Annotated in this window: 18 protein-coding genes and 1 tRNA gene; 7 read left to right on the forward strand and 12 right to left on the reverse strand. The window is 65.6% G+C overall.

The features are described 5' to 3' along the window. Positions 1-17 precede the first annotated feature (17 nt). The gene (locus tag M3I54_RS06355; RefSeq protein WP_254333965.1) at positions 18-821 is read right to left on the reverse strand and encodes a 3-hydroxybutyrate dehydrogenase; all 804 of its coding nucleotides are present in this window, start codon (positions 819-821) and stop codon (positions 18-20) included. Positions 822-1081: 260 nt separating this feature from the next. Here M3I54_RS06355 and M3I54_RS06360 point away from each other — a divergent pair, with 260 nt between their 5' ends. After that, positions 1082-2053 (forward strand): aldo/keto reductase, encoded by a 972-nt coding sequence (locus M3I54_RS06360; RefSeq protein WP_254333967.1) that lies wholly within the window; start codon positions 1082-1084, stop codon positions 2051-2053. A 209-nt stretch (positions 2054-2262) separates the two neighbouring features. Then, the gene (locus tag M3I54_RS06365) at positions 2263-3108 is read left to right on the forward strand and encodes a 23S rRNA (adenine(2030)-N(6))-methyltransferase RlmJ (RefSeq protein WP_254333969.1); all 846 of its coding nucleotides are present in this window, start codon (positions 2263-2265) and stop codon (positions 3106-3108) included. Positions 3109-3137: 29 nt separating this feature from the next. Here M3I54_RS06365 and M3I54_RS06370 read toward each other — a convergent pair whose 3' ends face one another. The 3 genes from M3I54_RS06370 to cueR form a co-directional block, all read right to left on the reverse strand. Then, entirely contained in the window at positions 3138-3524 is a 387-nt protein-coding gene (locus M3I54_RS06370) for a hypothetical protein (RefSeq protein WP_254333971.1), read from the reverse strand. A gap of 184 nt (positions 3525-3708) precedes the next feature. Continuing rightward, entirely contained in the window at positions 3709-3858 is a 150-nt protein-coding gene (locus M3I54_RS06375; RefSeq protein WP_254334150.1) for a DUF3563 family protein, read from the reverse strand. A 297-nt stretch (positions 3859-4155) separates the two neighbouring features. After that, positions 4156-4581, reverse strand: a complete 426-nt coding sequence (gene cueR / locus M3I54_RS06380; protein ID WP_254333973.1) for a Cu(I)-responsive transcriptional regulator — start codon at positions 4579-4581, stop codon at positions 4156-4158. A gap of 162 nt (positions 4582-4743) precedes the next feature. On the opposite strand from cueR, the gene M3I54_RS06385 reads away from it, so the two are divergent. Together M3I54_RS06385 and M3I54_RS06390 are read left to right on the forward strand one after the other, a co-directional pair. Next, positions 4744-4950: a heavy-metal-associated domain-containing protein gene (locus tag M3I54_RS06385; RefSeq protein WP_254333975.1), complete on the forward strand. Its 207-nt coding sequence runs from the start codon at positions 4744-4746 to the stop codon at positions 4948-4950. A gap of 11 nt (positions 4951-4961) precedes the next feature. Then, positions 4962-5885, forward strand: coding sequence for an SDR family oxidoreductase (locus M3I54_RS06390; RefSeq protein ID WP_254333977.1), 924 nt, complete (start codon positions 4962-4964; stop codon positions 5883-5885). A 29-nt stretch (positions 5886-5914) separates the two neighbouring features. Here the strand turns inward: M3I54_RS06390 and M3I54_RS06395 are convergent, their stop codons facing one another. The 5 genes from M3I54_RS06395 to M3I54_RS06415 form a co-directional block, all read right to left on the reverse strand. Further along, positions 5915-9397: an error-prone DNA polymerase gene (locus M3I54_RS06395; protein WP_254333979.1), complete on the reverse strand. Its 3483-nt coding sequence runs from the start codon at positions 9395-9397 to the stop codon at positions 5915-5917. 34 nt (positions 9398-9431) lie between these two features. Continuing rightward, positions 9432-11030, reverse strand: coding sequence for a DNA polymerase Y family protein (locus tag M3I54_RS06400; RefSeq protein WP_254333981.1), 1599 nt, complete (start codon positions 11028-11030; stop codon positions 9432-9434). Next, complete coding sequence (gene imuA, locus M3I54_RS06405; protein ID WP_254333983.1) at positions 10939-11796, reverse strand: translesion DNA synthesis-associated protein ImuA; 858 nt, start codon at positions 11794-11796, stop codon at positions 10939-10941. The genes M3I54_RS06400 and imuA overlap by 92 nt, the downstream gene beginning before the upstream one ends. 294 nt (positions 11797-12090) lie before the next feature. Further along, positions 12091-13713 carry an NAD(P)/FAD-dependent oxidoreductase gene (locus tag M3I54_RS06410; protein WP_254333985.1) on the reverse strand — a complete coding sequence of 541 codons (1623 nt, stop codon included), beginning with the start codon at positions 13711-13713 and terminating at the stop codon, positions 12091-12093. A gap of 161 nt (positions 13714-13874) precedes the next feature. After that, positions 13875-13951 (reverse strand) — tRNA-Pro (locus M3I54_RS06415). A 164-nt stretch (positions 13952-14115) separates the two neighbouring features. Between M3I54_RS06415 and sixA the strand changes: the two genes are divergently transcribed. Then, positions 14116-14577: a phosphohistidine phosphatase SixA gene (gene sixA, locus M3I54_RS06420; protein WP_254333987.1), complete on the forward strand. Its 462-nt coding sequence runs from the start codon at positions 14116-14118 to the stop codon at positions 14575-14577. A 219-nt stretch (positions 14578-14796) separates the two neighbouring features. Next, positions 14797-15615 carry a GNAT family N-acetyltransferase gene (locus tag M3I54_RS06425; protein ID WP_069262530.1) on the forward strand — a complete coding sequence of 273 codons (819 nt, stop codon included), beginning with the start codon at positions 14797-14799 and terminating at the stop codon, positions 15613-15615. Between the two features lie 103 nt (positions 15616-15718). Here the strand turns inward: M3I54_RS06425 and ppx are convergent, their stop codons facing one another. Then, positions 15719-17320: an exopolyphosphatase gene (gene ppx / locus M3I54_RS06430; RefSeq protein ID WP_375542100.1), complete on the reverse strand. Its 1602-nt coding sequence runs from the start codon at positions 17318-17320 to the stop codon at positions 15719-15721. Between the two features lie 214 nt (positions 17321-17534). Here ppx and ppk1 point away from each other — a divergent pair, with 214 nt between their 5' ends. Continuing rightward, the gene (ppk1, locus tag M3I54_RS06435) at positions 17535-19598 is read left to right on the forward strand and encodes a polyphosphate kinase 1 (RefSeq protein WP_254333991.1); all 2064 of its coding nucleotides are present in this window, start codon (positions 17535-17537) and stop codon (positions 19596-19598) included. Between the two features lie 82 nt (positions 19599-19680). Here ppk1 and phoR read toward each other — a convergent pair whose 3' ends face one another. Together phoR and phoB are read right to left on the reverse strand one after the other, a co-directional pair. Continuing rightward, entirely contained in the window at positions 19681-20994 is a 1314-nt protein-coding gene (phoR, locus tag M3I54_RS06440; protein ID WP_254333992.1) for a phosphate regulon sensor histidine kinase PhoR, read from the reverse strand. 132 nt (positions 20995-21126) lie between these two features. Further along, positions 21127-21828, reverse strand: a complete 702-nt coding sequence (gene phoB, locus M3I54_RS06445) for a phosphate regulon transcriptional regulator PhoB (RefSeq protein WP_042261377.1) — start codon at positions 21826-21828, stop codon at positions 21127-21129. Positions 21829-21839 lie beyond the last annotated feature (11 nt).

The following is a 21839-nucleotide window of genomic DNA, read 5'->3' on the forward strand; positions in this document are numbered from 1 at the left end:
TCCGCCTGATGTTTGCGTTATTGCATGAACCAGCCGTGGCTGACCACGAAAGACTGGCCCGTGAACGCAGCGCTCGGGAACGCCGAGAGGAACAGCACGGTTTGCGCGACGTCCTCGACGGTCGTGAAAATGCCGTCCACCGTGCCGCCGAGCATCACATGCTTGATGACTTCTTCTTCGCTGATGCCGAGTTCCTTCGCCTGCTCGGGAATCTGTTTTTCCACGAGCGGCGTGCGCACGAAGCCCGGACACACCACATGCGAGCGCACATTGTGCTTGCCGCCTTCCTTGGCGAGCACGCGCGCGAGGCCGAGCAGCGCGTGCTTGGCCGCGACATAGGCCGACTTGAGTGGCGACGCTTCGTGCGAGTGCACCGAACCCATGTAGATCACCACGCCGCCGCGGTCGTCCTTGTACATGTGCTTGAGGACTGCCTTGGTGGTGAGGAACGCGCCGTCCACGTGGATGGCTTGCATCTTCTTCCAGTCGGAGAACGCGTAGTTCTCGATCGGGTTCACGATCTGGATGCCCGCGTTCGAGATGAGGATATCCACCGGGCCGAGTTCGGCCGCGACGCGGTCGATGCCCTGATTCACGGCATCTTCATTGGTGACGTCCATGGCGACGCCGATGGCCTTGCCGCCTGCGCCCTTGATCTCTTCGGCGACGGCGTCCGCGCCGCTCTGGTTCAGGTCGGCAATGGCGACAGCGGCGCCCGCCTGCGCGAGCGTGAGGGCGATCTGCTTGCCAATGCCGCTGGCCGCGCCGGTAACGACTGCGACCTTGCCATCGAGTTTTGTGTTCAGAGAGAGAGACGACATCGGGCAACCTCCAGGTGAGTGAACGGGACAGGATGAAACCTCGGGGGGCGCGCCGTCGAACCTGACGAATGGCTTATGCCATCCGGCCGGATGTTGCGTCGCGGCCAACCAGCCTATTGTGCATGAAGGCGCCTCGTCGAAGCATCGAGCAAGACAGGCAAAAGAGATTTTCGCCGCACCGCACCGCAAGGCGCGGCGCAAGTCCATTGCGCAACAACGGCCAAGTCGTGCTAGCTTTATTGGCTCACAAGGAGGCGTTAATGAACTATCGGCGACTGGGCCGCTCAGGCCTGCAGGTAAGCGAACTGTCCATCGGCTCGTGGGTCACCTACGGCAACCAGGTCGACGCCAGGCTCGCGCGCGAATCGCTCGCGGCGGCGCGCGACGCGGGCATCAACTTCTTCGACAATGCCGAGGCCTACGCCGGCGGCAAGTCGGAAGAGCTCATGGGCCAGGCGCTCAAGGAACTCGCATGGCCGCGCGTGAGCTATGTGGTCTCGACCAAGTTCTTCTGGGGCTTGAACGAGGCGCCCAACCAGTACCACACGCTCAACCGCAAGTACCTCATGGACGCCATCGACGGCTCGCTCAAGCGGTTGCAGCTCGATTACGTCGATCTCGTGTTCTGCCACCGCCCCGACCCGAATACGCCGGTCGAGGAAACCGTCTGGGCGATGAGCGACATGATCGCGCGCGGCAAGGCGCTCTACTGGGGCACCTCGGAGTGGAGTGCCGACGAAATCCGCGCCGCGTGGGAAATCGCGGAGCGCCATCACCTGCACAAGCCGGTCATGGAGCAGCCGCAATACAACCTGTTCCACCGCACGCGCGTGGAAGACGAATACCGTCGGCTCTACGAGGACATTGGCCTCGGCCTCACCACCTGGAGCCCGCTCGCCTCGGGTCTGCTCACCGGCAAGTACCGCGGCGGCGTGCCGTCGGGCAGCCGAGCTGAACTACAGGGCTACGACTGGCTGCGCAAGAACGTCACCGACCCCGACAAGAACGAGATCGTCGGGAAACTCGCAGAGTTCGCGAAACAACTCGACTGTTCGGTGGGGCAACTGGCGCTCGCGTGGATCCTGAAGAATCCCCGCGTGAGCACGGTCATCACCGGGGCCTCCCGCATCGAGCAGATCGGCGAAAACATGAAGGCGCGCGACGTAGCGGAAAAGATCACACCGGACATCAAGGCGCAGATCGAGGCGATCGTCGGCGACGCTTACGACTGACGTCCAGCGCATGCGCGGAAGGCGCGGCGCGCTCGAAACCGTGGGGCGGACTCACGCGCGAGCGTAGCCGGCCGGCCGGCGCACTGCGGGTCACGTATTGCGGTGGCGTACTTGCTGTGGCGTACAATACGCGGCCTCGCAGGCGGCGCAGTCATCGCGCCGCCGTCGCCGTCTTCCCCGTTCTCACCGGACCTCGTGTCCCGTCCATCATGCTGAGCTACCGTCACGCCTTCCACGCCGGCAATCATGCCGATGTCCTGAAACACGCCGTCGTCGTGCAACTCCTGCAATACCTCAGCAAGAAGGACAAGGCGTACTGGTACATCGACACCCACGCGGGCGCCGGCGCCTATGCATTGCGCGAAGGCTACGCGACGAAGAACGCCGAGTTCGACACAGGCATCGGCAAGCTGTGGGGCCGCAACGACCTGCCTGCGGCGCTCGCGGACTACGTCGACGAAGTGGCGGCGCTGAACCCCGACGGTGAATTGCGCTTCTACCCCGGTTCGCCCTATCTCGCGTGGCGTCTGATGCGCGAGCAGGACCGCATGCGGCTTTTCGAATTGCACAGCACGGAAATCGACGTGCTGCGCCACCGCTTCCACGACGCGGGCCGCCGCGTGATGATCTACGCAGGCGACGGCTTCGAAGGCATCAAGCCGCTCCTGCCCCCGCCGCCGCGCCGGGCGCTCGTGCTGATCGACCCGTCTTTCGAGGACAAGCGCGACTACTCGCGCACGCTTACATGCGTCGAGGAAAGCCTCAAGCGCTTCGCGAACGGCACCTATGCGGTCTGGTATCCGCAGGTCACGCGTCCCGAATCGCAGCGCTTCCCGGAGCAACTCAAGCGCCTGCAGAACAAGAACTGGCTGCACCTCACGTTTTCGGTGAGCAACCCGCCCGAAGACGGCTTCGGCCTTTACGGCAGCGGCATGTTCATCCTGAACCCGCCCTACACGCTCGAAGCGGCAATGAAAGAGGCGCTGCCGTGGCTCGTGAAAACGCTCGGCCAGGACGCCGGCGCGCAATTCAAGATCGAGTCGCGCGGCGACTGAGCCGCGGACTCAACCCCGCGCGAGCGACATCACTGTCCAGACGGTAGCGGCTGGGGAAGCGGTGGCGTTGGGCGATGAGGGGGGCGCGGCGGGCGCGGCGGCGGAATCGGCCGTCCGCCGCCCTGCTGCACTTCCACGTACGGCGCGACGATGTAGGGCTGCGACGAATCCGGCGCGAGACCCGCCGGTTGTGCCGCCTGAACCATCGGCTCGTGCGAGAGCGGCGCGTTTTGGAGCACCAGCCCCGACTGGCCGTCGCTGATCCCTCTTTGTGTATCCAGAATGAGCGGCTGCCCGGCATGCGCGCTGGCGCACGCCATGACGGCGACGATCAGACCCGCACGCGCAACAGAAAAACGACGCGACGCGCGGCGCGGCAACACAGACGTGCGGTGGGAAATGCGGTCTTGCACCATGAACGGCCCCCGGAGAGAAAGCGACACCATTGCTATGACGGCTTGTCGCAAAAAAGACTTTACCTTACCCCGGTGGGAAGGCTCAGACTCTGTTCCATCGGCGGTGCAGAAATGACAAAGCCCCGCCAATGCGGGGCTTGAGATGGTGCTGCTCCAACCGGACTGAAGCCCGATTGAAACTGGCTTACAGCGAGTTGTAGCCGTTCGATTCGATCGTACGAATGCGCTGCTCGAGCTGCACCATATCGGCCGACGATGCGAGATACGCTTCGCGGCGACGACGTTCGGCAGTTTCAAACCAGTTGCTCAGCTTCTCAAGAAAAAATGCAAACATGATGATGTGCTCCAAGGATTCGGTTCGGCGATCCCCGGTGAATTTGCATCAGGGATAACCCTCATTAGGGATAACCCGCATTATAACGGTTGCACCGAACTTTGCTAGTGAATTGCCCGAATACTGTGCATTCCAATTTGGAATGACCTTGGAATACGAATCGGCAACATCATGTTTTATCGAGACATTTCCCAGCGACTTCGCAGGCGCTTGGCCGCAATCACGCTAAATTGCACCACTTCGGTGCGCTCAGCCAATGGGGTTGCGTCAATTTGCCCGCCGCGGTTGCACCTGCGTTCAGTGCGCGTGGCCGGGTTCGTGGCAGTCTGCCGTGGCGATGTCGGCAAGCCGTTCGATGATCGGGCAGTCGGGCCGGTCGTTGCCCTGGCAGTGCGAGGCCAGGTGGGCGAGCGTATCGCGCATCTGGGACAGTTCGGCGATGCGCTGGTCGAGTTCGGCGACATGTTCGAGCGCAATCGACTTGACCTCGGCGCTCGCGCGGGAGCGGTCGTGCCAGAGCGCCAGCAGGCGCCGGATATCGTCCACCAGAAAGCCAAGCCGGCGCGCCTGGCGGATGAAGCGCAGCGAATGCACTTCCTCCGCGCCATAGGTCCGGTAGCCGGACTCCGTGCGCCCTTTGGGCGCCAGCAGCCCGACACTTTCGTAGTACCGAATCATTTTTGCCGTGACGCCCGATTCACGTGCCGCTTCGCCGATGTTCACGCCGTTCTCCCGCTGTGTGGTCAATCGTTTGATCAATGGTTTGATCGTACACCTTCCCATGATGGGAAGGTCTAGCGCGACGACCGGTCCCCGCTGGCATAATCCGCCGGCGGCCTCATATCGAGTAGTAGCAAGCCTCAATCTCTGAAAAAGGAACATACGATGATCCAGTTCAACGTCGAAGGCATGAGCTGCCAGCACTGCGTCGGCGCCGTCACGCGCGCGATCCACGAGCACGATGCGCAAGCCATGGTCGAGATCGATCTGGCCGCCGGCCGCGTGAAGGTCGAATCGAGCCAGAGCGCCGAAGTCCTGAAGTCGGCGATCGACGAAGCCGGCTACACCGTAGTCGGCACGGCCAACGCCTGACGCGCCGAGTCATGTTCAAGGTTGCCGTGATTGGCGCGTCTGGCCTGCTTGGGCGCGCGGTGGTGCGCGAACTCGCAGCCGGTACCGCCTGGCAGGTCGTGCCGACCGCGTTCCGGCACGGCGGCCCGCAGCAGGCAGTGCTCGATGTGCGCGACGCGCAGGCCGTGAACGCGTTCGTCGAGCGCGAGGCGCCCGACGCGATCGTGCTGGCCGCCGCCGAGCGCCGCCCCGACGTGTGCGAGCACGATCCGGCGGCGGCGCGCGCGCTCAATGTCGATGCGGTGCGCAGCGTCGCCGCGGCGGCGCGGCAACGCGGTGCGTGGGTGCTCTCGATCTCCACCGATTACGTCTTCGACGGCACGCAGCCGCCCTACCGCGTCGACGACACGCCGAATCCACTCAACGCCTACGGCCACAGCAAGCTCGACGGCGAACGGGCCTTGCTCGAAACCAGCGACAACACCCTCGTGCTGCGCCTGCCCTTGCTGTACGGGCCGATCGTCGGCTGGCACGAATCCGCGGTCACGAGCCTCGTGCCGGCCATCGTCGCTTCGGGCAAGCCCGGGGCGCAGGCGGCGCCGATGGACGCGTGGGCCACGCGCTACCCCACTTTCACGCCCGACGTGGCGTTCGTGATCCGCGAACTGTTGCTGCGCTGTGCTGACGGCAGGCCCGTGCGCGGGGTCGCGCAGTGGTCCGGCGACGAGCCGATGACGAAGTACGACATCGCGCAACGGATCGCGCAGGCTCTTGGCGTGGAGGCGCGTCTGCTCGCACAACCGACGCCCACCGACGCCACGCCGCGCCCGCGCGACTGTCATCTCGATTCGAGCCGCCTCGAAACACTGGGTATGGGCCGCCGCACGCCGTTCGACGTCGCGATTCGCGCCGTGCTCGACGCTTTCATGAGAGACGGCGAGCAGCGCAACGTGTAGCGGCGAGCCGGCCGCTCTCCAGCGAAGATTCAGTGAAAATTGCGGCTCTCCGTCGCGAGCCGCCCAAGCAGCCGGCTGTGGTCCTCGAGCCGGTGCGCCACGAGGTGCACGACCTCGCCCTCGCGCTGCACCACGCCCGCCACCGCCAGCAGCGAAGACCCTAGCAGTTCCTTGCGCTGCGACTCGACGAGCGACGCGTGCACGATCACGTTGACGCTGCCGGTCTCGTCCTCGAGCGATACGAAGATCGTGCCCTTCGCCGTGCCCGGCCGCTGCCGCACCGTGACGATTCCGCACACGCGCGCGAGCATGCCGTGCCGGCAATGCGCCAGTTGTTCCGCCGTGCGAAAGCGCTGCTTTGTGAGCCCGTGGCGCAGCAGCTCGAGCGGATGGCGATTGAGCGTGAGCCGCAGGCTCGCGTAATCGGCGACGATTTCCGCGCCTTCGGAAGCGCGCGGCAACGCAAGCGGCGCCTCGGCGACCGGCGCATCGCGCAACAGCGCGGGCACCGCGTGCTGCGCGGTCACGGCCCACCACGCCTCGCGCCGGTGGCCCACGATGCTCGCGAGCGCGTTCGACGCCGCCAGCGCCTCCAGCTCGCGCCGCGTGAGCGCCGCGCGGCGCGCGAGATCGTCGACATCGGTGAACGGTGCGCGCTCGCGCGCCTCCATCACACGCCGCGCGGCATCTTCGGAAAAGCCCTTGATGAGACTGAAGCCGAGGCGCACGGCCGGCCCGCCGCGTCCATAGCGCCGCGGCGCAAGCGAAATGCGCGAGCGCACGACGCGCTTGAGGCCGTCCATGAACCTGTGGCGCCGGCCGCCGCGCTTGAGCGTGCCCCTGCGCGTCAACGCGGCCGCGCCCAGCAGCGCGCGATAACGCAGCACCTCGGCGTTGCGCACGCGAACCGCCTCGCCATCGAACCGCTCGCCGGGTGCGCCGTGCCGCTCCAGCACCGACGCCCAGTCGCTCAACGCGATATCGGGCGCGCGCACCTGCACGCCGTGACGCTTCGCATCCTGCACGAGCTGAGAAGGCGAATAGAAACCGAGCGGCTGACTGTTCAGCAGTCCCGCCAGAAATGCGGCGGGCTCATAACGCTTGAGCCACGAACTCGTGTAGACGAGCAGCGCGAAACTCGCCGCATGGCTTTCCGGAAAGCCGTAGTCGCCGAAACCCTCGATCTGCTTGCAGATGCGCTCGGCGAATTCCAGCGAGTAGCCCTTCTTGAGCATGCGCTGCGTGAGATCGGCCTGATATGGCCGCAGATCGCCATCGCGCCGCCATGCGGCCATCGCGCGGCGCAGCTTGTCGGCTTCCTCGCCGGTGTAGTCCGCGGCGACCATCGCGAGATGCATCACCTGCTCCTGGAAGATCGGCACGCCGAGCGTGCGTTCGAGCACCGGGCGCAATTCTTCCTTCGCATATTCCACCGCCTCGTCGCCGTGCCGGCGCTTGAGGTACGGATGCACCATGTCGCCCTGAATCGGCCCCGGCCGCACGATCGCCACCTGAATCACGAGGTCGTAGTACGTACGCGGCCGCAAACGCGGCAACATGCTCTGCTGCGCGCGCGACTCGATCTGAAACACGCCGACCGTATCGGCCTTGGCGCACATGCGATACACCGCCGGGTCCTCGACCGGAATGTCCTGCACACGCATCTCGGGCAGCCCGCGCCGAAGCGCCACGAATTCAAGCGAGCGCCGGATCGCCGAGAGCATGCCGAGCGCGAGCACGTCCACTTTCAACAGCCGCAGCGCGTCGATATCGTCCTTGTCCCACTCGATCACGTAGCGGTCCTTCATCGCCGCGTTTTCGATCGGCACGAGGCGCGAGAGCTTGTCGCGCGCGATCACGAAACCGCCCACGTGCTGCGAAAGATGACGCGGAAAACCGCGCAGCTCGCGCGTGAGGCGGATGAACTGCTGCGTGACGTGCGAGTCGGGCGAAAAGCCCGCTTCCTCCAGATGGCGCGCGATCGAATCGGGGCCGTCCCACCACTGATGCGCGCCCGAAAGCTTTTCGACGAGCGCACTGTCGAGGCCGAGCGCCTTGCCGACATCGCGCAGCGCGCTGCGCGAGCGATAGGTGATGAGCGTCGCGGCCAGCGCGGCGCGCCGCGTGCCGTACTTGCGATAGATGTACTGAATGACTTCTTCGCGACGTTGATGCTCGAAGTCGACATCAATGTCAGGCGGCTCGTTGCGCGCGCGAGAGAGAAAACGCGCCACGAGCATGTTCATGCGCACGGGGTCGATCTCCGTGATCTTCAAGCAGTAGCAAACCACCGAGTTCGCCGCCGAGCCTCGCCCCTGGCACAGGATCTTCTGATCGCGCGCGAAGCGGACGATGTCGTGCACTGTGAGGAAGTACTTCTCGTACTTCAGCTCGTCGATGAGCTCGAGTTCCTGTTCGATCTGATCCCGGCGCTTGTCGTTCAGGCCGTCGGGCCAGCGCTCCAGTGCGCCCTTCATCACGAGCTTGCGCAACCACGACTGCGGCGTCTCGCCGGGCGGCACCAGTTCCTCGGGATATTCGTAGGCCAGTTCGCCGAGCGAAAACGTGCAGCGGCGCGCGACGTCGAGCGTCGCGTCGAGCGCCTCGCGCGGATAAATCGCGCCAAGCCGCACGCGCGAACGCAGATGACGCTCCGCATTCGCCTCCAGCGCGCGCCCGCACGAAGCGAGCGGCTCGCCGATACGGATCGCGCTCAGCGTATCCTGCAACGGCTTGCGCGAACGCGCGTGCATCAGCACGCCACCCGCCGCGACGAGCGGCAGGCCGCTCTCCTGCGAGACGTGGCGCAGCACTTCGATCTGCGTGTCGTCGCCGCCGGTTTGCCAGAGTTCGAGCGCGAGCCAGGCGCGCTCGGCCGCGAAGCCCGCGAGCCAGTGCGCGGCACGCAGCGTTTGCGCGAGCGTGGCCGTGCGCTGCGGCACGAGCAGCAACACGCAGTCGCGCAAGTGCTTCAGATGCTCGAAACCCGTCTCGGGCGCGGTGAAATCCGCGGGATGCACACGATAGCTGCCCTTTGCCGCACGCGAGCGCGCAAGCGTGATCAGCTCGCAAAGATTACCGTAGCCTTCGCGGCTCATTGCGAGCGCAACGATCGTGCAGAACGGTGCGCCATGTTCGTCGACGAGATTCAGCTCGCTGCCAATCAGCAGGTGCAGCGACGGCTCGAACGGGCCAAAGGCCGCGGCGGCGGCATGGCCGCCGCGTTCGCGGGCTTCGCGCACGGCATCGTCATACGCCTTTTTGCGCGCCTCGTCGTATTCGTTGAGCGCGCTCCAGGCGCGCACGACGCCCGCGAACGAGCATTCGTCGGTGATTGCGAGCGCGCGGTAGCCGTGGCGGATCGCCTGCTCGACCATCTCGCCCGGGCGCGACGCGCCGTGCAGGAAGGTGAAATTGGTCAGGCAGTGCAGCTCGGCGTAGTCAGGCAACTGCGCGGCCCACTGCGCCGGCAACTGTGGAGGCGACGACGCGCCTGTCCTGCTGATCGACATGATTCCTGAAACCCGAAAGAACGACGAATAAGCGCTAGCCGAAAAGCCCTTGCAGATACCACTGGCCGCCAATGCGCTCGCGATACAGCCAGAACATGCGGCCCTGGTCGTCGCCGGCGACGTAGTAGTCACGCCCGACGCCCTCGCCGTCCCACCAGCCGGACTCGATGCGCTCGGTACGCGTGAGCGTCTTCAGCGGCCGTCGATAAACGGGCCGATCGCCGCGCGTCGCGAGCTTGAGCGGTTTTTCGAGCAGCCACGCCGGACGCGGCTGGGCCGGCAGCGGCACCTCGGGCAGGTCGAAGGCGCTTTGCACGGGCGCGCTCGCGCCGGCTTCCTGCTGCGGCTTGCCTGTCTTGCGCGGCTTGCGCGTACGCTTCGCGCCGCTCTCGCGGTAAGGCCGCGCCGACATCGCCAGTTCGGGCCGATGATCGTCCTCGACGAAAAGCTGCAGCACGTTCTGCTCGCCAAGCCGCGCGCCGATGCGTTCGAAGAGCTGCCCGAGCGACGCCTCGGCGGCCTCGGCCATCGGAAAGAGCGTGTCGGTGGGCGCCGCGTACTCGCTCACCTGCGAGGCGACGAGCGCAAGGCCGATCACGGGCGCGGCAAGCTCAGTCTGATTCAGGCGCTCGCGAAGCAGCCACAGCAGATGCTCGGCGTCGCGCGAAGGCGACGCCCAGGCGATCGTGAGAGTCGAGGTGCGCGGCGCGTGACGCGAAGCCAGCTCGTGCTCCAGACGCAGCTCGAAGCCGCTCAACGCCGCGTGCTGCGCAGCCAGCCAGCCGGCCAGCTGCATCACGAGCCGGCGCGCGGCAAAGAGCAGCGCCTCGGCGCTCTCCACGCGCGCCTGCAGTTCGAGCGACGCGTGAAACGACGGCGGCGCGACAAACCAGACGCGCGGATCGGGCGCTTCGCCGCGCGCCTGCGCGAGCCAGCCGAGCACGCCGTCGCCGAATCGCCGCACGATGCCGTCGCGCGGCAGCCGCCGCAGATCGCCGAGCGTCGCGCAGCCGATCTGCGTGAGCGCGTGGTCGTGCTGCGCGGCGAACGGTGCAAGCGTGACCGGCAGTGAATCGAGCACGCGCGCGAGCGTCGTTTCCTTGAGTACGTGCCAGCGGCGCGACGAACGCGTGACGTGCGCCTGCGCGAGCGTCCACGCCCCCCAAGCCGTCGGCGCACAAGCCATACGCGCGGCGTGCCCGCAGCCGGCCACCGTCGCCGCAACCTTCCCGAGCAGCGCACGCACGCCGCCGAAAAGACGCAAGCCCGAGCCGACTTCGAGCAACAGCGTGTGCGACTGCGCGAACGACACCTTGGGCGTATAGGCGAGCAACGCGAGCGCGAGCGCCTCGAACGCGCGGGTCTCGCGCGCCGGATCGGCTTCGAGCAGCACGAGCCCCGGCGCAAGCGCAAGCGCATGCGAGCGCGTGTTGCCGGGTTCGACGCCTGAGCGCAGCGCGTCGAGATCGGCGATCAGGATGCGCGTGTGGTCGGCGAGCGCGTAGCAGCGCGGCGCGCTGGCGACATCGGCATCGACGCTTTCAGGCAGGAGCGGCGTTGACGGCGCCGGCGGCATCAGAGGTCTGACGGCCTCCAGCGGCAACAACGGCAAGGTGACGGCGATCCACAGCATGATTGACCCCGGGCAACGGCATGACGACGGAAGCTGCGTCCGGCTGGGGCAGCACCGCATCCTGCAGCGGCAATGTAATGACGAGTGGCTGGGCGGGCGGCGGCCCGCGGCGCTTGAAGATATCGACGGAGAGCGCGGAGAGCTGCATCCATTGCCGGCGGTTCAGGTTCGCGTCGTCGGGCGGCGGCACCGGCGAGCAGGTCATGCGCAGCGGCGCCGGCGACGACTGGTTGCGCGCGGCGAGCGGCCGCACGAGAAACGCGAGCGCCTGCGAATCCTGGGCGGCGACCTGTAGACGGCGCACGGCGTCGGGGCGCGCCTTCGTCTGCCAGAGCAGCACGGCGCCCATGCCTTCCTGCTTGAGCGCCTGCTCGGCCACCCATGCGGCCTCGTCTTCGGCCGCGCGCACCCAGATCACGCGCTCGAGCGCGAGCCCCCATGCCTTGAGCGCGCAGGCGTACGGGCGCCACGGCGGCGCGACGAGCAGCACGTGCCGGCCCGCCTGCACGGTGAGCGCGCGCAACGCCGGCGCGACGAGCCGCATCTCGCCCACGCCACCCTGCTCGACGAGCAGCTCGGTCAAGCTGCCCGAGGGCCAGCCGGCGCCGGGGAGCTGGGCGTCGAGCGTAGCGTGGCCGCTCGGCACCGTGCGCTCGCTGGCGCGCGCGAGCTGATCGCCTTGCCACACGCGGCTTTGCAGCCGGGGGGGCAAGTGCGCGGCGAGTTGCGCGGTGGTCTGCGCAGTGATCTGGGCTGCTGCTGCCATGGTTTGTGGCCTGGTTGATGGGAACGCTCCGCCCTGCCCGGCAAGAAATGGGGCATCGGCAGGAAGGAGGTCGACTCGCCTCCACCTGTATATTTATACAGTATTTTGAGAGATTGGAGGAGGTCGAAATTGGGGAATGGTCATTTTGCGATCCATCGCAAAATGCTGATCCACGCTCTTGCGCAATGGACCGGCCGCCGGACGTCGTGCTTACGTCCGGGGCAAACGCCGCTCAATGCTCACCGACAGCCCGATGCGGGCGACATGCGATAAAGGGCGCAGAGCTGGTTGCCGTCAGGACCCGTGCGCCGACGTCAGACTGAGTGCCACGGCTTGCGCCACTTCGATGCCGTCGATGGCCGCCGAGTAGATACCACCGGCATATCCGGCGCCTTCGCCGGCCGGATACAGACCTTCGATGTTCATGCTTTGGTAATTGTCTTTGCGACGAATGCGCAGCGGCGACGAAGTGCGCGTCTCCACGCCCGTGAGCACGGCATCGTGCATCGCGAAGCCTGCGAGCTTCTTGTCGATCTGAGGCAGGGCTTCACGGATGGCTTCAATCACGTAGTCGGGCAACGCGGTGCTCAGATCGGTCGGGTGCACACCCGGCTTGTAAGACGGCACCACGGAGCCCAGCGACGTCGACGGACGGCCGGCGATAAAGTCGCCGACCAGTTGACCCGGCGCCTGGTAATTGCCGCCGCCGAGTTCGAACGCCCGCTCTTCCCACTTGCGCTGGAAGGCGATGCCCGCGAGCGGACCGCCCGGATAGTCCTCCGGCGTGATGCCGACCACGATGCCCGCATTCGCATTGCGCTCGGCCCGGGAGTATTGGCTCATGCCATTGGTGACCACGCGGCCGGGTTCGGAGGTCGCCGCGACCACCGTGCCGCCCGGGCACATGCAAAAGCTATAGACCGCCCGTCCATTGTTGGCGTGATGCACCACCTTGTAGTCGGCCGCCCCGAGTTGCTTGTGGCCCGCAAACTTGCCGAAACGGCTGCGATCGATCAGCCCCTGCGGATGCTCGATACGAAAGCCCAGCGAAAACGGCTTGGCTTCCATGAACACGCCGCGTTCGTGCAGCATCTCGAACGTGTCGCGGGCGCTGTGGCCGACGGCCAGCACGACGTGGTCGCATGGCAGCGTCTCGCCGTTCGAAAGCTTGAGCGCGCGCACCTTGCCCTGTTCGATTTCGATATCTTCGACGCGGGTTTCGAAGCGCACTTCACCGCCCAGTTCGTGGATGGTGGCGCGCATTTTCTCCACCATGCTGACGAGACGGAACGTGCCGATGTGCGGCCGGCTCAGATACAGGATGTCTTCCGGCGCGCCCGCCTTGACGAACTCCTCGAGCACCTTGCGGCCGTAGTGGTGCGGATCCTTGATCTGGCTGTACAGCTTGCCGTCGGAAAACGTCCCGGCCCCGCCCTCGCCGAACTGCACGTTGGATTCGGGATTGAGCACGGACTTGCGCCACAGCCCAAAGGTGTCCTTGGTGCGCTCGCGCACGGCCTTGCCGCGTTCGAGGATGATGGGACGGAAGCCCATCTGCGCGAGGATCAGTCCCGCGAACAGGCCGCACGGCCCCATGCCGATCACCACCGGACGCGGATGCGTCGAGTGCTCGGGCGCCTTGGCGACAAAGCGGTAGGTCATGTCCGGCGTCACCCCGCAATGCGGCTTGCCGGCGATCCGCTTGAGCACGGCCGCTTCGTCCTTGACTTCGAGGTCGACGATATAGGTCAGCTTGATATCCGAGCGCTTGCGTGCGTCGTGCGCACGGCGGAATACGGTGTAACGCACGAGCGCGTCTGCCCCTACGCCGAGTTCCGCGAGGCGTCCCCGAATCGCGGCTTCAAGTTCGCTTTCGGCGTGGTCGAGGGGGAGTTTGACTTCGGATAAACGTAACATGGCTGCCAGGGTGCGATCGCCACGGGAAGTGTGGCCGATCCGTATTTTATAAGCTCGGCGGCTTTTTAAATGGAACGCAAGCCGTACGACGCAACGCGAGCGAAGCGCGCGAAAAAGAAAAAGGGGCTACAGGCCAATGGCGTGTAACCCCTCGGTATTACTGGTCGGAGCGATAGGATTCGAACCTACGACCCTCTGATCCCAAATCAGATGCGCTACCAGGCTGCGCTACGCTCCGACGAATCCGAGATTGTAGCGGGACTGCCCCCACGCCGTCAAATCCTGGCGCGGCTTAAAGACAAAAAGAGATCCGCATCACGCGCTTGCCGCACACCAGCGAGCCGTGCACCATGAGAACGCACGCCGCACGTCCACCCCCTTACAGCCAAACAAGGAGACGCCATGCACCTCATCCTCTGGCGCCACGCCGAAGCCGAAGACGTCGCCGCCAGCGACCTCGCCCGCCAGCTCACGACGCGCGGGCGCAAGCAGGCGCAGAACGTCGCCCGGTGGCTGCGCGCGCGCCTGCCCGACGACGCCGTGATCCTCGCCAGCCCCGCCGCACGCACCATCCAGACCGCAGAGGCGCTCACCGATCAATATCGCGTCGTGCGCGAACTCGCGCCCGATGCGAGCGTCGAGCAGGTACTCACCGCCGTCGGCTGGCCCGAGGGCCTCTCCTCCACGGTCGTCGTGATCGGCCATCAGCCCACGCTCGGCGAAGTCGCGGCGCGGCTGCTCTCGGGCGGTGCCGATTCGCGAAGCTGGGCCATGAAGAAAGCCGGCGTGCTCTGGCTCGCGAGCCGCGAGCGTAACGGCGACCAGGCCGTTCTGCACGCAGCCATCACGCCGGATCTCGTCTAATCCTCCAACCCGCCTGCGCCTGCCTCACCGGGCCGCCTGTACGCGGCCCCTACAGCGGTTCAAGCGCGGTTCAAACGCTCCCGCCGCCCCGGCCTTTCGGCCACCTTCGTCCGTCTGCCTTACACCACGTCATCGAATCGTCATTGCGTTTTCATGGAAACGTAACGGCGTATTACTAAATTGCCGGGAAAGTTCTCTTACTTCCGACCAGGACGCCCCATGCGAGATCTGCCGACGCCCACCCTGCCGTTCGCCTCGACACTGTTCGAGTCGAACCGACGCTTGCCGCGCGCCGAAGAAACGGTCACCGCGCAGCATCGGCTGCAGGTGGCCTGGGCTCGCACCGACGAGGAACTGCGCGAGGCCCAGCGCCTGCGCTACCGCGTTTTCGCCGAGGAAATGGGCGCACGCCTGACCGGCCCCGCCGGTCTCGACGTCGACGCCTTCGACGCCTACTGCGATCACCTGCTCGTGCGCGACCTCGACACGCTCAAGGTCGTCGGCACCTACCGCGTGCTGCCGCCGCACCAGGCAGCGCGCATCGGCCGCCTCTACGCCGAAAGCGAATTCGACGTCTCACGCCTCGCGCATCTGCGCCCGAAAATGGTCGAGGTGGGCCGCTCGTGCGTGCATCCCGACTACCGCAGCGGCTCGGTCATCATGTCGCTGTGGGGTGGGCTCGGCGGCTATATGCAGCACAACGGCTACGAGACGATGCTCGGCTGCGCGAGCGTCGCCATGGCCGACGGCGGCCACTATGCGGCGAACCTGTACTGCGCGCTCGGCGCGAACGCGCTGACCGCGCCCGAATACCGCGCGTTCCCGCACACGCCGCTGCCCGTCGAGGAACTGCGCACCGGAACGCCCGCCGTGCCGCCGCCGCTCATCAAGGGCTACCTGCGCCTTGGCGCGAAGATCTGCGGCGCGCCCGCCTGGGACCCCGACTTCAACACCGCCGACTTCCTCACCCTCTTCCGGCTCTCGGAAATCAACGAACGCTACGCGCGCCACTTCCTCGGCGAAGCCGTGACGCGTTAAGGCCTCATCCGCCCTTCAGTGGGCAAAAACGGTGGGCAAAAGCAGACAAAAAAGCCCGGCTCAAAAACGAGCCGGGCTTTTTTATTGGCGAGACGCGCTGCGCTCACTCCTCCGTATAAACCACGCGATACGGAATGCCGATCTTGCCCCATTCCGCCGCTTCCTGAACGAGGTTGTAATCGGTGAGCGGATTGTTCTGGACCCAGGCATTGGGCAGCAGCACTTCGTAGCCGTTGCCCTCCTCCTCCACCGTGATGTGCGGCAGGCCGACATCGGCGCGGCGGCGCGTCAGCAACGCGGCGAGCCGCAAACAGAACAGCAGCGGCCATTCCACATCGCGCGTTTGCGAGAGCTTGCCGAGCTTGCCCACGTGGCCGAGCACGAGCGCGGCGAGGCGCGCCTGGTCGGTGCGCGAGAAGCCGGGCATGTCCGCGTTGCTGGCGATGTAGGCCGAATGCTTGTGGTACGCGCTGTGCGAGATGGAAAGCCCGATTTCGTGCAGCGACGCCGCCCACGTGAGGAACATGCGGTTCTCTTCGCGGCGCTCCTCGTCGGGCTCCTCGAACTGATCGTAGAACTTCACGGCCAGCTCGCCAATGCGCCCCGCCTGCGCGCGATCCACGCCGTAGCGGCGCATGAAGCCCTCCACCGTGACCGTGCGCATGTCCTCGTGCTGCGACCGGCCTAGCAGGTCGTAGAGGACGCCCAGGCGCAGCGCGCCGTCCGTGGTATCGACATAGTCGATGCCGAGTTCCTCGAACACCGCGATCATGATCGAGAGGCCGCCCGCCAGCACAGGGATGCGGTCGGGCTTGAGCGCGACGAGCTTGAGCCGGTTGACGTTCTCGGCCTTGATGAGCGCGCGCTTCAGGCGCTCGAGGCCACCGCGCGAAATGCCGTGCGTGATGCCGGGATCGTTGAAGCCGTTCGCCTCGACCAGTTCCGCGAGCGCGCGCGCCGTGCCCGACGAGCCGATCGCCTGGTCCCAGCCGGTCTTGCGGTAGTCGGAGGAAATGATCTGGATTTCGCGCGTGGCCGCGAGTTCGGCCTGACGCATGGTGTACTCGTCGACGTTACCCGAGGGGAAGAACTGGCGGCTATGGCTCACGCAGCCGATATAGAGGCTTTCCATGCGGATCGGCGTGTAGTGCGCGCCGATGATGAACTCGGTCGAGCCGCCGCCGATGTCCACCACGAAGCGCTTGCCCGCGCTCGCCGGCACCGAGTGCGCGGCGCCCGCATAGATGAGGCGCGCTTCTTCGCGCCCTGCGATCACTTCGATCGGGAAGCCGAGCGCGGCTTCCGCCTCGGCGAGGAACTCGCCCGCGTTCTTGGCGACACGTAGCGTATTGGTCGCCACCGCGCGCACCTGATCGGGATGGAAGTCGCGCAGCCGCTCGCCGAAGCGCTTGAGCGCCTCCCAGCCACGGACCTGCGAGGCGCGGTCGAGCAGTTTGTCCTTCGAGAGGCCGGCCGCGAGCCGCACCGGTTCGCGCAGTGCATCCACCGGGTAGATCTGGCTGCCGGCATCGGTTTCCTCGACGCGGCCTACGATCAGACGAAAACTGTTCGAACCGAGATCGACGGCGGCAAGCAGGTGGGGGTTGGTGACCATCGAGGGGGCAGGCTCCATGCGTGCATACGTAGACGAACGCGCGGCCATGCGGGCTTGCTGCGCCGCCGCCGCACTGTCCAAATGCGTCATTTTAAGCGTAGCCGACTTCACCATGTCGCTCCTCGCATTGGTCATGACCATGGGTACTTTTACCCAGCGTGCATGTTCGCAACGCGACTTGTCGATTTCGTGAAAATGCGGCGTAAAATTTATGACACTTCGAATGTCACAATAAAGTCATATTACTGTGAGAATTTCCGAGCGTCCGTTCGAATCAATTCCTGACATTCCGTTTTCATTGCCGATGTCCATCCGCTATCCCCTACTCAATCGCGAACTGGGCATTCTGGGATTCAACGAGCGCGTGCTCGCGCAGGCGTCCGATCCCGCTGTTCCTTTGCTGGAGCGCTTGCGCTTCATCTGTATCACCAGCAGCAACCTCGACGAATTCTTCGAAGTCCGCATGGCCGGGCTTCAGGAGCAGATGCGCGACAACCCGGGCGCGCTCTCGCCCGACGGCATGTCGCTGCAGCACGTGTACGACCTCGTGGTCGAGCGCGCGCAGCGCCTCGTGCATCGCCAGTACCGCATGCTGCACGACACCGTGCTGCCCGCGCTCGAACAGGAAGGCATTTACTTCCACGGCACCGACGCCTGGAACGAAGCGCAAACCGCATGGGCGCGCAAGTACTTCCTCGACGAACTGCTGCCCGTTCTCACGCCCATCGGGCTCGATCCCGCGCACCCGTTCCCGCGCGTGCTCAACAAGAGCCTGAACTTCGTGGTCGAACTCGAAGGCAAGGACGCCTTTGGGCGTCAAGCCGTCATGGGCATCGTGCAGGCGCCGCGCGCGCTGCCGCGCCTCGTGCGCATGCCGCAGGAGCTTTCCGGCTTCCAGCACGGCTTCGTGCTGCTCGGCTCGCTCTTGCAGCGCTTCGTGGGCGAGCTGTTCCCGAGCCTCGTCGTGCGCAGTTGCAACCAGTTCCGCATCACGCGCAACAGTGAACTCTTCGTCGACGAAGACGAAATCACCAACCTGCGCGTGGCGCTGCAGGGCGAACTGCCCGCGCGGCACCTGGGCAATGCGGTGCGGCTCGAAGTGTCGGCGGAAACGCCCCCGCATCTCGTGAAGCGCCTGCTCGACGAAAGCGGCCTCGACGAAAAGGACTGCTATTTCGTCGATGGCCCCGTGAATCTCGTGCGGCTCATGCAGCTGCCCGAGATGGTCGATCGCCCCGACCTCAAGTTCGTGCCGCACGTGCCCGCCATTCCGCGGCGCATCGCCGCGAACAGCAACATGTTCGATGTGATCGATCAGGGCGACGTGCTCCTGCATCATCCGTACGAGAGCTTCCAGCCCGTGCTCGAACTGCTGCTGCAGGCCGCGAACGATCCGAACGTGGTCGCGATCAAGCAGACGATCTACCGCACCGGCACCGACTCGCCGCTCATGGACGCGCTCATGCAGGCCGCGCGCAACGGCAAGGAAGTAACGGTGGTGGTGGAGCTGCTCGCGCGCTTCGACGAAGAAACCAACATCAACTGGGCCGCGCAGCTCGAAGCCGTGGGCGCCCACGTGGTGTACGGCGTGGTGGGCCACAAGTGCCACGCGAAGATGATGCTGATCGTGCGCCGGGTGCCCGTGAACGGGCGCATGGTGCTGCGCCGCTACGTCCACCTGGGCACGGGCAACTACCATCCGCGCACGGCGCGCCTTTATAGCGACTTCGGCCTCATGACCTCGGAGCCGAAGATGTGCGAGGACGTGCACTACGTCTTCCAGCAGCTCACGGGCATCGGCGGCGAGCTGCAGTTGCATGATCTGTGGCAGTCGCCGTTCACGCTGCATCCGAAGATGATCGAGGCGATTCGCAACGAAGCCGACGCCGCGCGCGCGGGCAAGAAGGCGCGCATCGTCGCGAAGATGAACGCGCTGCTCGAGCCGACCGTGATCGACGAGTTGTACGAAGCATCGCAGGCCGGCGTGAAGATCGACCTGATCATTCGTGGCGTGTGCTCGTTGCAGCCGGGCGTGCCTGGGCTCTCCGAGAACATCACGGTGCGCTCGATCGTCGGGCGCTTCCTCGAGCACCACCGCATCTACTACTTCTATGCGGGCGGCAAGGAAGACGTCTACTTGTCGAGCGCGGACTGGATGGATCGCAACCTGTTCCGCCGCGTCGAAGTGGCGTTCCCGATTCACGACCGCAGGCTCAAGCGCCGTGTGATCGCCGAAGGGCTTTCCACCTTCCTCGGCGACAATCAAGCGGCGTGGCTCATGCAAAGCGACGGCCACTATCGCCGCCGCCGGGCGGGCAAGGCCGTGCGTAATGCGCAGTTGAGCTTGCTGGCAAAGTTCTGTCCGTGATGCCTTGACGGATCGATAACGCTTGGACGCAAAAAAAGCCGCTTCGAAATGAAGCGGCTTTTTCGATTGCGGCTGCGGGTCGTTACACCGGCGCCGGCTGCCTTCTCGTCGTGCGCGCGGTCGGGAAGCGCACCGTGAACGTGCTGCCCCGCCCTTCCTCGCTCTTCACTTCGAGCGCCGCGTCGTGACGCTGCAGCACGTGCTTGACGATCGCGAGACCCAGCCCCGTGCCGCCCGTGTCGCGCGAGCGGCTGCGATCCACGCGATAGAAGCGCTCGGTCAGGCGCGGAATATCGGCGGCCGGAATGCCAAGGCCGCTGTCGGTGACCGAAAATGCCGCGCTGCCGTGTTCCACGCGCCAGGACAGATGCACTGTGCCGCCGTCCGGCGTGTAGCGCACCGCGTTGGTCGCCAGATTGCCGAGCGCGCTCATGATCTCGGTTTCGGAACCGGTGACGCTCAATCCATCGTCGAAATCGACCGTGATGCGGTGACGCCCGCCCGAGAGGCTTTCGGCGTCCTCGCGCACGTGCCCGAGCACCGCGCGCATATCGACCATATGGTCGCCGGGCTGACGTCCCTCGCCTTCGAGCTTGGCGAGCACGAGCAGGTCGGTGACGATGTGGCGCATGCGCGACGCCTGTTGCTCCATCAGCTCCAGGTAGCGGTTGCGCTCGGCTTCGCCAAGCGGCAGCTCGCGCATCGTCTCGAGGAAGCCCGAGAGCACCGTGATCGGCGTTTTCAGCTCGTGCGAGACGTTGGCCACGAAGTCGCGCCGCATGGCGTCGGTGCGCTCGAGTTCCGTGATGTCCTGCGAAAGGATCAGCTTGCGGTTCTCGCCATACGGAAACACCTGCACCGAGATCACGTTCTGACGCTTCGCGCCCATGCCGCGCATGATCAGCATGTCCTTGTAATCGTGCGAATTGAGGTAGCGCACGAAGTCGGGCTGACGCACGAGATGAGTGATGTGCTGGCGCAGGTCGCGCTTGGCGTCGAGGCCGAAATGCACTTCCGAGATCGCGTTGCACCACTCGATCTGGTCGTGGTCGTCGAGCATGGCGACGCCGTTGGGCGAAGCCTGGATCGCCTGAATGAAGCGCGAGTGCTGCTGCTCCACCTGGCGCACCTGCGCGTGCCAGCGCTTCGCGAGCTTATGCAGACGGTAGTAGATTTCGCCCCAGATGCCGGGAGCGCTCGGCACTTCGCCGTAGACCGGCGCGTCGAGCAGGCGCCAGAGACGCTGCTTGTGAAACGTGCTGAAGAGCATGTGCGCGAGCAACGCCAGCACGGCGATGCCCAGCGCGATCTTGACGCCGAAAATCGCGCCAACACCCGCGCAAATGAGCGCGAGCAACACGATCGATACGAGGGAGCGCGCCCAGATGATGTTCATGTTCCTGCGATCGAAGATAAATACGGTCGGATGCGGGCACGCGACATCTTGTTACCACCGCTCGATTGCCGGCGGCAGTGAAGCGGCCGCGCCGCCCGGTGACTCACCCTGCGGCGCGGCCATTGATCCAGCTTAGGCGCTCTTGGCGAGACGGTAGCCGCTGCCGCGCACCGTTTCGATCATAGCATCGCACCCTGCCGGCTTGAGAGCGGCACGCAGGCGCTTGATATGCACGTCCACCGTGCGCTCTTCCACGAACACGTGGTCGCCCCACACCTGGTCGAGCAGCTGCGTGCGGCTGTGCACGCGCTCGGGATGCGTCATGAAGAAGTGCAGCAGGCGGAACTCGGTCGGGCCGAGATCGAGCTTGATTTCCGAGCCTTCGGCGGCGGCGGCCACGCGGTGCGTGGCCGGATCGAGCTTCAGACCGTTGATCGCCACCACGTCTTCCGTGAGCTGCGGCGCGCGGCGGCGCAGCACCGCCTTGATGCGCGCCATCAGCTCCTTGGGCGAGAACGGCTTCGTCACGTAGTCGTCAGCGCCGATTTCGAGGCCGAGCACCTTGTCCTGCTCGTCGCCGCGCGCGGTCAGCATGATGATCGGAATATGCTTCGTGCGTTCGTTGTTGCGCAGATCGCGCGCGAAGTTCACACCCGACTTGCCCGGCAACATCCAGTCGAGCAGGATGAGATCGGGCAGCACGTCGCTGATCAGGTTCTGCGCCTGCTCCGCGTTGTAGGCGCGGATCGGGCAGTGGCCTGCGTGCTGCAGGTTCACCGAAATCAGCTCGGAAATGGCGGGCTCGTCTTCGATGACGAGAATGCTGCTAGGCATCGGCACCTCTT

It is taken from the genome of Paraburkholderia sp. CNPSo 3274, from assembly GCF_024206475.1.
In the GTDB taxonomy this organism is placed as follows: Bacteria; Pseudomonadota; Gammaproteobacteria; order Burkholderiales; family Burkholderiaceae; genus Paraburkholderia.